The organism is Streptomyces doebereineriae, from assembly GCF_031845645.1.
Taxonomy (GTDB): domain Bacteria; phylum Actinomycetota; class Actinomycetes; order Streptomycetales; family Streptomycetaceae; genus Streptomyces; species Streptomyces canus.
Map to the genome: position 1 here is coordinate 469332 of NZ_JAVREZ010000005.1, position 12625 is coordinate 481956.

The 12625-nt window shown below is 71.7% G+C and carries 16 protein-coding genes; 11 read left to right on the forward strand and 5 right to left on the reverse strand.

From position 1 onward, the window contains the following. Window positions 1-57 precede the first annotated feature (57 nt). A complete protein-coding gene (locus RNB18_RS18395) occupies window positions 58-429 on the reverse strand; it encodes a VOC family protein (RefSeq protein WP_311715149.1) in 372 nt (123 codons plus the stop codon). A gap of 76 nt (window positions 430-505) precedes the next feature. Then, window positions 506-1255, reverse strand: coding sequence for an SDR family oxidoreductase (locus RNB18_RS18400; RefSeq protein WP_311715150.1), 750 nt, complete (start codon window positions 1253-1255; stop codon window positions 506-508). A 117-nt stretch (window positions 1256-1372) separates the two neighbouring features. Between RNB18_RS18400 and RNB18_RS18405 the strand changes: the two genes are divergently transcribed. After that, a complete protein-coding gene (locus RNB18_RS18405; protein ID WP_311715151.1) occupies window positions 1373-2062 on the forward strand; it encodes a TetR/AcrR family transcriptional regulator in 690 nt (229 codons plus the stop codon). Window positions 2063-2066: 4 nt separating this feature from the next. Here the strand turns inward: RNB18_RS18405 and RNB18_RS18410 are convergent, their stop codons facing one another. Both RNB18_RS18410 and RNB18_RS18415 read right to left on the reverse strand, forming a co-directional pair. Next, a complete protein-coding gene (locus RNB18_RS18410; protein WP_311715152.1) occupies window positions 2067-2750 on the reverse strand; it encodes a response regulator transcription factor in 684 nt (227 codons plus the stop codon). Window positions 2751-3048: 298 nt separating this feature from the next. Next, window positions 3049-4533 (reverse strand): MFS transporter, encoded by a 1485-nt coding sequence (locus RNB18_RS18415; protein WP_311715153.1) that lies wholly within the window; start codon window positions 4531-4533, stop codon window positions 3049-3051. A gap of 83 nt (window positions 4534-4616) precedes the next feature. On the opposite strand from RNB18_RS18415, the gene RNB18_RS18420 reads away from it, so the two are divergent. The 7 genes from RNB18_RS18420 to RNB18_RS18450 all read left to right on the forward strand — a co-directional run bounded on the left by RNB18_RS18420 (window position 4617) and on the right by RNB18_RS18450 (window position 9679). After that, a complete protein-coding gene (locus RNB18_RS18420; RefSeq protein ID WP_311715154.1) occupies window positions 4617-4775 on the forward strand; it encodes a hypothetical protein in 159 nt (52 codons plus the stop codon). Window positions 4776-4777: 2 nt separating this feature from the next. Then, window positions 4778-5428 carry a TetR/AcrR family transcriptional regulator gene (locus tag RNB18_RS18425; protein WP_311715155.1) on the forward strand — a complete coding sequence of 217 codons (651 nt, stop codon included), beginning with the start codon at window positions 4778-4780 and terminating at the stop codon, window positions 5426-5428. A gap of 89 nt (window positions 5429-5517) precedes the next feature. Further along, complete coding sequence (locus RNB18_RS18430; protein WP_311715156.1) at window positions 5518-6240, forward strand: response regulator transcription factor; 723 nt, start codon at window positions 5518-5520, stop codon at window positions 6238-6240. A gap of 242 nt (window positions 6241-6482) precedes the next feature. Continuing rightward, window positions 6483-7715 (forward strand): cytochrome P450, encoded by a 1233-nt coding sequence (locus RNB18_RS18435; protein WP_311715157.1) that lies wholly within the window; start codon window positions 6483-6485, stop codon window positions 7713-7715. A gap of 48 nt (window positions 7716-7763) precedes the next feature. Then, entirely contained in the window at window positions 7764-7958 is a 195-nt protein-coding gene (locus RNB18_RS18440) for a ferredoxin (RefSeq protein WP_311715158.1), read from the forward strand. Further along, window positions 7955-9133, forward strand: coding sequence for an NAD(P)/FAD-dependent oxidoreductase (locus tag RNB18_RS18445; protein WP_311715159.1), 1179 nt, complete (start codon window positions 7955-7957; stop codon window positions 9131-9133). The genes RNB18_RS18440 and RNB18_RS18445 overlap by 4 nt, the downstream gene beginning before the upstream one ends. 30 nt (window positions 9134-9163) lie before the next feature. After that, window positions 9164-9679 carry a MarR family winged helix-turn-helix transcriptional regulator gene (locus RNB18_RS18450; protein ID WP_311715160.1) on the forward strand — a complete coding sequence of 172 codons (516 nt, stop codon included), beginning with the start codon at window positions 9164-9166 and terminating at the stop codon, window positions 9677-9679. Window positions 9680-9682: 3 nt separating this feature from the next. Here the strand turns inward: RNB18_RS18450 and RNB18_RS18455 are convergent, their stop codons facing one another. Continuing rightward, window positions 9683-10822, reverse strand: a complete 1140-nt coding sequence (locus tag RNB18_RS18455; RefSeq protein WP_311715232.1) for an MFS transporter — start codon at window positions 10820-10822, stop codon at window positions 9683-9685. A gap of 81 nt (window positions 10823-10903) precedes the next feature. Here RNB18_RS18455 and RNB18_RS18460 point away from each other — a divergent pair, with 81 nt between their 5' ends. The 3 genes from RNB18_RS18460 to RNB18_RS18470 all read left to right on the forward strand — a co-directional run bounded on the left by RNB18_RS18460 (window position 10904) and on the right by RNB18_RS18470 (window position 12614). After that, complete coding sequence (locus tag RNB18_RS18460; RefSeq protein WP_311715161.1) at window positions 10904-11698, forward strand: AraC family transcriptional regulator; 795 nt, start codon at window positions 10904-10906, stop codon at window positions 11696-11698. A 71-nt stretch (window positions 11699-11769) separates the two neighbouring features. Then, window positions 11770-12150: a DoxX family protein gene (locus RNB18_RS18465; protein ID WP_311715162.1), complete on the forward strand. Its 381-nt coding sequence runs from the start codon at window positions 11770-11772 to the stop codon at window positions 12148-12150. Further along, entirely contained in the window at window positions 12147-12614 is a 468-nt protein-coding gene (locus RNB18_RS18470; protein ID WP_311715163.1) for a peroxiredoxin, read from the forward strand. Before RNB18_RS18465 ends, RNB18_RS18470 begins: the two co-directional genes overlap by 4 nt. Window positions 12615-12625: the final 11 nt, after the last annotated feature.

Sequence of the window (12625 nt, forward strand, 5' to 3'; positions counted from 1 at the left end):
GCGGTCACGCGCTCCGCGCACCGGTTTCCCCTGAACGGGCGCCGTCCCGGAGGCTGCTCAGACCTCCTGGTACAGGTTCACGATGTTGCCGTCCGGGTCCCGCAGCCACACCGACCGGCGGCCCCACGGCTGGGTGGTCGGCGGCTTGAGGATCTCGACACCCTGGGCCGCCAGTCGTTCGTGGCGTGCGTCCACGTCGGTGACCCGGAACTCCACGGTGAAGCTCCCGCTCGCGGCGGCGGCCGTCGAACCGGGCACCATCGACTCCATGCCCCGGGTGGAGAAGAAGGACAGGACGGCGCCGGGAACCGTCACCCGGGCGAAGGGCTCCTCGCCCTCCACCTCCGCGTCGAGGACTGTCGCGTAGAAGGCGGCGAGCGCCGGGACGTCGTCGGTGATCAGGGAGGTGCCGGTGAAGTGGGGGCGCATCCGCAGATCGTAGGCGGAGGGTCGGACAACGGGCGCGTGGAGCGGACTTGGCCTCGGCGTGGTCGGACGACGCGGGTCAGATGATGCCTCCGTTGGCTCGCAGTACCTGCCCGTTGACCCAGTGGCCGGCCGCGCTGACCAGGAACGACACCACGGAAGCCATGTCCTGGGGGGCCCCCAGCCGCTCCAGCGGGGGCTGTGCCGCCAGGCGGGCGACGGTCTCCTCGTCCTTGCCGTCGAGGAAGAGGTCGGTCGCCGTCGGTCCGGGGGCCACGGCGTTGACGGTGACGTCACGGCCGCGGAGCTCACGGGCGAGGATCAGGGTCACGGCCTCGACCGCGCCTTTGCTGGCCGCGTAGGCGCCGTAGCCGGGGAAGGCCAGGCCCACGACCGAGCTGGAGAGGTTGACGAGCGCGCCGCCCGGGCGCAGCCGGCGCGCGGCCTGCTGGTCGACGACGAAGGTGCCGCGGATGTTGGTGCGGTACAGGGCGTCGAGCTCGGCGAGGTCGAGGTCCGCGATAGGGGAGAGGGGCATCCGGCCCGCGGCGTGGACCACCGCGTCGACACCGCCGTAGGTGGCCTCCGCCTGGTCGAACAGGGCGGCGACCTCGGTCTCGTCGGCGACGTCAGCGCGGGCGGCGTACGCGGTGCCGCCCGCCTCCTCGATGGCGCGCACGGCCTCGTCGGCGGCGGCCTTGTTGCCCGCGTACCCGACGACGACCGCGAACCCGTCGGCGGCGAGTTGCCGGGCGATCTGCCGTCCGATGCCACGCGATCCGCCGGTCACGATCGCGACACGCTGTTCCGTCCGGGGCTGAGTGGTCATGACTGCATCCTCCTATGTTAGCGCTGCTACGTCTGACTCGTATCGACGATAACATGGAATCGTAGCGATGGTAACTCCGATCTCGTATCGATGCTACGAATGCCGTACCGTGGGGGCATGGATGCGAGGGAAAAGATCCTGGAAGCGGCCACCGAGCTGCTGGCCGGTGCGTCGGCCGCCGATGTCTCCACGCGTGCCGTGTGCGAGAAGGCCGGGGTGGGCGCGCCGATGCTCTACCGGCTCTTCGGCGACAAGGCCGGTCTGCTGGCCGCCGTGGTCGACCGGGGATTCGAGCGGTATCTCGCGTCCAAGCGGGAGGCGCGGCCGAGCGAGGATCCGGTCGAGGACCTGAAGAGCGGTTGGGACAACCACATGCGCTTCGCGCTGGAGCAGCCCAGCCACTACCGCCTGATGTACTCGCCCGAGCTGACCGCACCCCCGGCCGCCGCCCAGGAGGCGCACGACCTGCTGCACGGCATCCTCGAGCGCTGTGCGGCCGAGGGGCGGCTGACGGTGCCGCCCGCGCTGGCCACGCAGATGATCATGTCCGCCAATGTCGGGGCGGCCCTGTCGATGCTGACCAGACCCGAGCAGTACGCGGACACGAAGTTCTCGCAGCGGCTGCGCGACGCGGTGCTGGATTCGGTGATCCGGCCCGCCGACACCGACACGCCTCGGCAAGGGAGCCCGGTGCCCGTCGCGGCCGCCACACTGGCGGCCCGGCTGCGCGCCGACCTGCCGCCGACGCTCACCGCGGCGGAGTCGGCCCTGCTCCAGCAGTGGCTGGAGAAGCTCTCCGAGCGGTGAGGGTTCAGCGCTCCTCGGGCGGCAGCGCCTGCACCAGACCGGACTGGTAGGCCATGACGACGAGCTGGGCGCGGTCCCGGGCGCCCAGCTTCGTCATCGCGCGGTGGACGTGGGTGCGCACCGTCAGGGGGCTGACGAAGAGCTTCTGCGCGATCACGTCGTTGGAGTGCCCCTCGGCGACCCACGCCATCACCTCCCGTTCCCGGGTGGTGAGGCCGCTCAGGTCGTCGGCGGCGGCGAGCCGGGTGCCCAGGCCCGGAGCGGAGAGGAAGCGGGTGATCAGGGTGCGGGTGGCGCCGGGGGAGAGCAGGGAGTCGCCGGCCGCCACGGTGCGGATACCGGCGAGCAGGGCCTCGGCGGTGACGTCCTTGCCGAGGAAGCCGCTGGCGCCGGACCGCAGCGCCTGTGCGACGTACTCGTCGATCTCGAACGTGGTCAGGATCAGCACCCGCGTGTCGGACAGCTCGGAGTCCGCGCAGATCACGGACGTGGCGGCCAGGCCGTCGGTCCCCGGCATGCGGATGTCCATCAGGATCACGTCGGGGCGATGGACGCGCGCGAGGTCGACCGCCGCGGCGCCGTCGGTGGCCTCCCCGACCACCTCCATGTCGTCGCACGAGTCGATGAGGATCCGGAAGGTGGCCCGCAACAGGGCCTGGTCGTCGGCGAGCAGTACGCGGATGGTCATGGGGTCCGATCTTGACGTGCCGAGGCGATGGGGGGACGCGCCTCGCCGCCGGACAGGGACGCGGACAGTCGTAGCGCGGCCGTCATGGCGACGGCCATACGGACCTGTCGCCGCGACCCGTCCCGGCGACGCGTCCCCACATCCACGGTCCGGATCGCCAGTCTTACCCAACCTGGTCCGCTCGTCGTCGTACCACCGCCGACAATCGCGCGTACTGAGAACGCAGTACGCGCAAGTGGCGGGTCCTCCTCGGGCAGGACCTGGTGGCCGCCGGCCGGCGGCCACCAGACGGGGGCGTTCAGCGTCCCGAGGGCGTTCCGGCCGAGGTCTCCGTGGCGGCCGGTGCCGGGGGCGTCGCCGGAACCGCGGTGCGCGGGCGCGGGATGAAGGAGGCGATGGCGAAGGCGAGGAGTGCGGCACCCGCGCCGATCGCCATGACGGTCTTGAAGCCGTTCTCGGACGGCAGCGCGTAACCACCCAGGTCGATGGTCATCTGGGCCAGCACGACACCGGCGATGGCACTCGCGCAGGACGTGCCGATGGACCGCATCAGGGTGTTCAGGCTGTTCGCGGCCGCCGTCTCGGACGCGGGCACGGCGCCCATGATGAGGGCGGGCATGGAGCCGTACGTGAACCCGATGCCGGCGCCGATCACGGAGGAGACCAGCACCAGGTGCCAGACCTCGGACATCAGCACGATGTTCAGGCCGTACCCGCAGGCCACGATCAGCGCGCCGATCATCAGCGTCACCTTCGGACCCTTGGCCTTGGAGACCGCCGCCGAGACCGGGGCCAGGGCCATCATCACCAGGCCGGACGGGGCCATGACCAGACCGGCGGTCAGCAACGACCTGCCCAGTCCATAGCCCGTCTGAGTGGGCAGCTGGAGCAGCTGCGGAAGCACGAGCGACATCGCGAACATCGAGAAGCCGATCGCGATCGACGCGAGGTTGGTGAACAGCACCTGACGGCGGGCGGTGGTGCGCAGGTCGACCAGCGGCTGGGCGGTGCGCAGTTCGAACAGGCCCCAGGCCAGCAGGACGATCACGGCCGCGGCGAACAGGCCGAGCGTGGTGCCGCTGGCCCAGCCCCAGTCGGCGCCCTTGGAGATGGCCAGCAGGAGGGAGACCAGGCCGACCGCCATGCCCACCGCGCCGACCGCGTCGAAGCGGCCGCCGGTGCGCACCCGGGACTCCGGCACGAACGCCAGGACGAGGACGAGGGCCGCAGCGCCCATCGCGGCCGAGGCCCAGAACAGGACGTGCCAGTCGAAGTTGTCCGCGATCAGCGCGGCGGTCGGCAGGCCCAGGGCGCCGCCGACGCCGAGGGAGGCACTCATCAGCGCGGTGGCCCCGGCCAGGCGCTCGGCGGGCAGTTCGTCGCGCATGATGCTGATGCCGAGCGGGATGACACCGGAGGACAGGCCCTGCAGGGCACGGCCGACGATCATCGGGACCAGGGCGTCGCTGAGGCCGCAGACCACCGATCCGACCACCAGCATCACCACGCTGACCAGCAGCATCCGGCGCTTGCCGAACATGTCGCCGAGCCGCCCGACGACCGGGGTGGCCACGGCCGCCGCGAGCAGGGTCGCGGTGACCGCCCACGCGGTGTCCGAGGCCGGGGCGTCCAGCAGTCTGGGCAGCTCCGGCACGATCGGGATGACCAGGGTCTGCATCAGTGAGACGACGATTCCGGCGAAGGCCAGCACCGCCACCACGGCGTTCGGCCGCGGCGCGGCCACGGCGTCCGTGTCGGCGGATCTGGCGGGAGCGTCGGACATGAAAGTGCCTCCAGGGCAGGAGCGGGGTCGAGAGCTTGGCCAATGTTAAGTCAGGTGCTTGACTTAGCTTACTGGTGCTGGTGATGGAGGCCCCCGAGGGGGACCGTGCGGTCCCGCGCACCGTTCTCGACGTGCTGTTGCGTAGGCTTCCGGCACTGGAACTCGCCGCACCGCCGGCGGGCCTCGGGCGGTTCGAGGGACTGGCCGTCGGAGGGCTCAGCGAAGTCCCGGTGCGGTGGTGAGCATGGCGGGCAGGACGGTACGCGAGGAACAGGTCAGCGCGACCCGGGAGCTGATCCTGACCGCGGCCGAGCGGCTGTTCGCCGAGCGCGGTGTCCTCGCGGTGTCCAACCGCCAGGTCAGCGAGGCCGCGGGACAGGGCAACAACGCCGCGGTCGGCTATCACTTCGGCACCAAGGCCGACCTGGTCCGGGCGATCGCCCGCAAGCACCACACCCGTATCGAGGAGATCCGCGCCCGGCTGCTGGCCGGGGCCCGCGGCTCCACGGACGTACGCGACTGGGTGGACTGCCTGGTCCGGCCCGTACCCGAACATCTCGCCGCGCTGGGCAGCCCCACCTGGTTCGCACGGTTCTGCGCCCAGGTCATGACCGACCCGGTGCTCCAGCAGATCATGGTCGAGGAGTCCATGTCCTCGCCGTCGCTCCAGCAGATCGTCGAGGGCCTGAACCGCTGTCTGCCCGAACTGCCCGCCGACGTCCGCGCCGAGCGCGCCGAGATGGCCCGCCACCTGATCGTGCACATGGCCGCCGACCGGGAACGGGCCCTCGCCGAGAACACCCCGACGCCCCGCGCCAACTGGCACGACGCCGCCACCGGTCTCGGTGACGTCGTGGTCGCCATGTGGACGGCTCCGGTCACTCCGGCCCGGTAGAGGATCCGGACCGGGGGAGGCGTTACTTGAGTTAGGCAAGGAAGGCGCTAGGGTGGACGGGCGACCCCCTCCGACGAACGGTCTCGTCCATGCACGGCAGTTCCAGCGAGAGACCGGCACTCGCCCGTGGTGCCGGTCAGCGCCTCCTGATCGTCGCGGGCGACTCGGATGCCGCCGAACTGCTCTCCACCACACTGGAGTTGGCGGGCTACCGGATCGTCGCCGTCGCCGCTGCCGCCGACGGTCTGGCGCTGCTTGCCCGGGAGCGGTTCGATCTCGTGGTCGTCGACGCCAACCTGCCGGACGTCACCGAACTGGGCCACAACCGGCCGACGTTGGCCCGCCGCCCGCCGGTGCTCCTGCTGATCGACTACGAGTCCCTGGACCGGATCGTGCCCGAACTGGGCTTAGGGGAGCGGGACTACGTCACCAAGCCGCTCCGCGTGGCCGACCTCCTGGCCAGGGTGCAGGTCCTGCTGCGCGGCACAGGGGCGGGGCCCGCCCGGGGTGGCGCCCTGTGCTACCGCGACCTCGTGCTGGACGACACCCTGTGCGAGGCCCGTCGCGGACCGCGCGGCCTCGATCTCACCCCCGCCGAGTACCGGCTGCTGCGTCACCTCCTGGTCAACGCCCACCGGGTGCTGTCCAAGGAGCAGATCGGCCGGTACGTCTGGGGCGACCATCGCGGGGACAACGCGATCGAACAGCTCGTCTCCCGGCTGCGGCGCAAGGTGGACCAGGACGCTCCCGAGCTCATCCACACCCGGCGTGGCTTCGGCTACTGGCTGGGACGCGCCGACGCGGAGGCGTGAGGGCTCGGCTGCAAACGGTGGGTACCGGTGTCTCCGGAGCGACCGCTCTGTGCACAACTGGCTGACGAATAAGGCAAGTTGACGGCACGATGGGTGTGTGATCCAGGTCACGTCAGCTTCCCGTCAGGTCACTGGCGGGATGACGTCAGCCCGGTCTGTTTGCATGTGTTCATCGAGGCCTCGACCACTTCGCCCCGGCGCTCCGCCCCCTCGGGCAGAGCCCCCCACCACCGAGGAGAACCATGGCCGAAACCGTGGCCGGTCCCGCGCACGACGGCGCGGACACAGCCCCTGAGTTCCCCATGCCGCGTGCCTCCCGCTGTCCCTTCGACCCGCCGCCCGGCCTCAAGGAACTCCAGGAGCAGGGACCGCTCGCGAAGGTGCGCCTGTGGGACGGCAGCGAGCCCTGGCTCGTGACCCGCTACGCCGAGCAGCGGGCCGTACTGGGCGATCCCCGGGTCAGCGCCGACACCGATCAGCCCGGCTATCCGACCAAGGCCAGCGCCGAGGCCGGCGAGGGCAAGCTCAGCTTCATCATGATGGACGACCCCGAACACGCCCGGCTGCGACGGATGGTGACGGCACCGTTCGCCATCAGGAAGGTCGAGGCCCTCAGGCCCGCCGTACAGCGGATCGTGGACGGTCTGATCGACGACATGCTGGCAGGTCCCGGTCCCGTCGACCTCGTCGAGGCGTTCGCCCTGCCGATCCCGTCCCTGGTCATCTGCGAACTGCTCGGCGTGCCCTACGACGACCACGCGATGTTCCAGGAGAACACCAAGACGATGGTCCGCACGACCGCGACCCCCGAGGAACGCGGCGCCGCGACCCGGGAGATCGCCGGATATCTGGCCGGTCAGATCGCCCAGCGCCTCACCACCCCGAAGGACGACCTCCTGTCGGGCATCGCCGGGCGCGTCGCCGCGGGGGAGCTGACGCACGGGCAGGCCACGGAGATGGCCCTGCTCCTGCTGATCGCGGGCCACGAGACCACCGCGAACATGATCACGCTGGGTACCGCCGCCCTCCTCGAACACCCGGACCAGCTCGCCCTGTTGCGCGACACGGACGACCCCAAGCTCGTCGCCTCGGCGGTCGAGGAACTGCTGCGCTACCTCCACATCACGCACCTGGGGCGCCGGCGCGCGGTCACCGAGGACATCGAGATCGCCGGGCAGGTCATCAGGGCCGGCGAGGGCGTGATCATGGTCAATGAGATCGGCAACCGCGATCCCGAGGTGTTCGAGGACCCCGACCGCCTCGACATCACCCGCGACGCCCGCCGCCACGTCGCGTTCGGCTTCGGCGTCCACCAGTGCCTGGGCCAGCCGCTGGCCCGCATGGAGCTCCAGGTCGTCTACGGCACCCTCTACCGGCGCATCCCCACCCTCAGGCAGGCCTGCGCCCTGGAGGACGTGAAGTTCAAGCACGACGCGTTCATCTACGGCATCCACGAACTGCCGGTGGCCTGGTAACGGCTCCCGCCCACCGACGACAACCGCGAGAAAGACAAGGGGAATCCCATGAAGGTGGAACTGGAAGCCGACAAGTGCGTCGCCTCCGGACAGTGCGTGGTCGCCGCCATGGACGTGTTCGACCAGGACGACGACGGCATCGCGATCCTCCTGACGGAACAGATCGGTGACGACCAGGTCGACGACGTCAAGGAAGCCGTCGCGGTCTGTCCGGCCGCGGCGATCCGGCTGGTCCGGGCGTGAGGCGGATCGCCGTCGTCGGCGCCTCCGCCGCCGGGCTCTCGGCGGCCGAGACACTGCGCCGCGAGGGGTACGACGGCACGATCACCCTCGTCGGTGAGGAGCCCGACCCTCCCTACGACCGGCCGCCGTTGTCCAAGCAGGTCCTGGCAGCGGAGTGGGAGCGGGACCGGCTCGCCCTGCGCACCTCCGCCGACCTGGCCGCGCTCGACCTCGACCTGCGGCTCGGTGTCGCGGCGACGGGCCTCGAACTCGTCTCCCGCACAGTGGAGTTGGGCGACGGCTCCGAGGTGCCGTACGACGCACTGATCATCGCCACCGGGGTACGGCCGCGCCGCCTGCCCGGTGAGGGCGCGCACGTGCTGCGCACCCTGGACGACGCGCTCACGCTGCGGGAGCGGCTGAGCACAGGGCAGCGCCTGGTCGTGGTGGGCGCCGGTTTCCTCGGTGCGGAGGCGGCCGCGGTCGCCTGGCGCCTCGGTGCCGAGGTGACCGTCCTCGAACCGGCTGCGGTGCCGCTGGCGCACGCGGTCGGCGCGGAGGTCGGGCGGATGCTGGCCAAGGTCCATGTGGACCGGGGCATCAACCTGCGCTGCGGAGTCACCGTGACCGAGGTGACCGAGGACGGCGTCCGGCTCGCCGGTGGCGAGGAGATCGAGGCGGACGAGGTGCTCGTGGCCATCGGCTCGCTGCCCAACACCGAGTGGCTGGAGGGCAGCGGGCTCACGGTGGGCGACGGGCTGGTGTGCGACCAGTACTGCGAGGCCGCGAAGAACGTGTACGCGGCCGGCGACGTCGCCCGCTGGTACAACCCGCTGTTCGGCACCTCGATGCGGATCGAGCACCGCACCAACGCGGCCGAGCAGGGCATGGCGGCAGCCCGCAACCTGCTCGCCGCCGAGGAGGCGCGCGAGCCCTTCGCGCCCGTGCCGTACTTCTGGTCCGACCAGTACGACATGAAGATCCAGGCGTACGGCTTCCTGCGCGGGCACGACGAAGTCGCCGTCGTGGAGGGTGACTTGGCGCAGCGCCGGTTCGTCGCCGGGTACCGCACCGGCGACCGCGTCAGCGGTGCCCTCGCGGTGGGCATGCCGCCCAAGGCGATCCGGCGGTGGCGGCAGGCCATCGCGACCGGAGCGGCCTGGCACGAGACCGTGCGGACCGTGGAGGTTACTTGAGTTACGCAACAAGATGGTAAACTGGCGAGTATGTCCTCACAGCCGCTCCCCGACGTCCCCGCGTCCCCGGAAGTCATCGAGATCGAGCGGGCGCTCACCCGCATCACCTACCTGAGCACCCGGGCCCGGCAGCACGACCGGCTGATGGCCCTGGCCGAGGTGCCGCTGGACCGTGCCGCCGTGGCGCTGCTGCGGCAGGTCGCCGACACCGAACCGATGCGCCCGGGGGAGCTGGCCAACCGACTGGGGGTGGAGGCCTCCCACGTCACCCGCACCGTCCAGCAGCTGCAGAAGTCGGGTTATGTCACGCGCGTCCCCGACCCCGACGACCGGCGCGCCCAGCGCATCCAGCTCACCGAGACCGGTCAGCAGGCGATCGACCGCATCCGCGACGCCGGCGCCCGCGGTATGCAGCTGGCCCTGGCGGAGTGGTCGCCCGAGGAGCTCCGGCAGCTGGCCGGGCTCTTCCATCGCATGGTGGACGACTTCCTCTCCCACGCGATCGACGACGACAGCGAAGAGCCGACGCCGGCCGGTACCGCCTGAGGCTCATCGCACCGGAAGGCGCGGAGCGGACTGGCGCACCGGTGCGGGCTCGCGCAACCCCCGCAGCAGCAGACCGCCCAGCGCGGGCAGGACGATCAGCGGCACCAGCGCGGTCCGCAACGACGTCGTGTCGGCCAGCGCTCCGAGCGCCGGGGCGGCCAGCCCGCCGACGCTCACCGTCAGGCCCAGCGTGACCCCGCTCGCGGTACCCACCCGCCCCGGCAGACAGTCCTGGCCGAGGGTGACGTGCAGGGAGAACGGCACGTACAGGCCGGCCGAGGTCAGGGCGACGAACAGATACACCGCGGGGCCGGGGACGAGCACCACCCCGGCCACGGCGAGCACGGTCAGCGCATACGCCCGGCGCACCACCGCGACGCGCCCGTACCGGTCGGCGAGCCGGCCCCCGAGGACCGTGCCCACGGCGCCGCCCGCGTAGAGCACGCACAGCGCCGCCGTACCGGCCACGTCCCCGCCGCCGACGCGCTCACTGACGTACGGCGAGACGAAGACGCTGAGCCCGACGAACACGACCGACCGGCACACGACCGCGCCCGAGAGCCGCAGGAACGACGGCCAGTCGTCGCTTCCGGAGCTCTCGGTCGGCCGTCCGGCCGGCGCGCGGACCCGGGAGGCGCGTACCGCCGCCGCGCACAGGGCAGCACCCGCCACGGCCGGCACGGCCAGCAAGGGAGAGGCGTTCAGCCCGCCCGTGGCGATCACGGCGGCGACCAGCAGCGGGGCAAGGGCGAAGCCGACATTGCCGCCGAGCGAGAACCACCCCATCCCCGTGTTGTCGCCGGACGCGACGGCTCGCGCCGCCCTGGCCGCCTCCGGATGGTAGGCCGCGACCCCCATCCCGGACACGGCGACGGCCGCCAGGGTGAGCGGATAGGAGCCGAAGACCTCGCTCAGCGCGACCCCCGACCCCGCGGTCAGCGCGCTCAGTGGCAGCAGCCACGGCATCGCCCAGCGGTCGGTGAGCGCGCCGAACAGCGGCTGCACGACCGACGACAGCAGGGACGCGGCCAGGACGATGCCCGACGCGGCCGCATAGGAATAGGCGCGCTCGGCGACGAAGTAGGGCACCAGGGCGGCGACGGCCCCCTGGTACACGTCCACACAGGCGTGACCGAGCGACATCAGCATGAGGGAACGATTCTTGGACACCGGACGAGCTTCGCCGGAGCGGTGTCTGGCCCGCTTTCGATAATCTGCCCATTGATGTCGAACATCCGCCACCCGAACATCCGCCACCCGAACATCCGCCACCCGGCCATGCGCCACACGCCTTCGGCGCCCACGCGTGCCCAGCACCTCGCCGCAGGCGAACGCATCGACGCCCACCGGCACGACGACCACCAGATCGTCTACGCGGGCTCCGGCGTCCTCGCGGTCACCACCGACGCCGGCACCTGGTTCGCGCCCGGCACCCGCGCCATCTGGGTACCCGCGGGCACCGCCCACGCCCACCGCGCCCACGGCCGGCTCCACCTGCACCTGGTCGGCCTCCCCGCCGACGACAACCCACTCGGTCTGGACGCCCCGACCGTCCTCGCCGTCGGCCCACTGCTGCGCGAGCTGATCCTCGCCTACACCCGCGACCCCGCCGACGACAGCCCCGAACGCCACCGCCTCCTCGCCGTACTGCGCGACCAGTTGCGCGCCTCGCCCCAGCAGCCCCTGCTGCTGCCCACCCCCACCGATCCCCGACTGGCCGAGGTCTGCGCGCTCGTCCACGCCGACCCCGCCGACCCGCGCACCCTGGCCGCCCTCGGCGCCGCGACCGGGGCCTCGGAACGCACCCTCAGCCGTCTGTTCCGCGGCGAGTTCGGCATGACCTTCCCGCAGTGGCGCACCCAGTCGCGGCTCTACCACGCCCTGCGCCTGCTGGCCGACGACGTTCCCGTCACGACCGTCGCCCACCGCTGCGGCTGGTCCTCCGCGAGCGCATTCATCGACGTCTTCCACCGCTCCTTCGGCTACACCCCGGGCACCCACAACCGTCGCTCCCGGTAAGGGCGGAGGCCGCTGCACAAGGTGCTTGTACCGTCCAGTAGTGTGCGCGGCAGCCCCCAGGAGGAGGAACCGTGCCACGGTCCCCACGCTCACCCCTGCTGCTCGCCGGCCTGCTGGCCACCGCGGGCGTCACCCACTTCGCCGCACCGCGGCCGTACGACGCCACCATCCCGCGGGCCCTGCCCGGCAAGCCCCGGACCTGGACCTACGCGAGCGGTGCCGTGGAGCTCGCGCTCGCCGCCGGTCTGGTACTGCCCAAGACCCGGCGGACCGCCGCGCTCGCCACGGCCGCCTTCTTCGTCGGGGTCTTTCCCGCCAACGTCAAGATGGCCGCCGACTGGCGTGACCGTCCCGCCCCGCTGAAGGCGGCGGCCCTCGGACGGCTGCCGCTGCAACTGCCGCTCGTGCTGTGGGCACGCAGCATCGCGAAGAACGGGGAGGGCCAGGCATGAGCAAGGCGTTGGAAACCGGCGACACCGTCGAGGACTTCGAGCTCCCGGACGAGACCGGCACCAGCCGCAAGCTGTCCGAACTGCTCGCCGACGGCCCGGTCGTCCTCTTCTTCTACCCCGCCGCCCTGACCGCCGGCTGCACCGCGGAGGCCTGCCACTTCCGCGACCTCGCCGCCGAGTTCGCCGCGGCCGGCGCCCGGCCGGTGGGCATCAGCGGCGACACCGTCGAACGCCAGCAGGAGTTCGCCGGACGGCACACCCTCGGCATGCCCCTGCTGTCCGACGTCGACGGCAAGATACGCGCGCTCTTCGGCGTCAAGCGAGGCTTCTCCATGGCGCCCACCAAACGCGTCACCTTCGTCATCGCCCAGGACCGTACGGTGCTGGAGGTCGTCCGCAGCGAACTGCGTATGAACACCCACGCCGACCGCGCCCTCGAAGCCCTGCGCGCACACCGGCAGTGACGGGCGGGGCC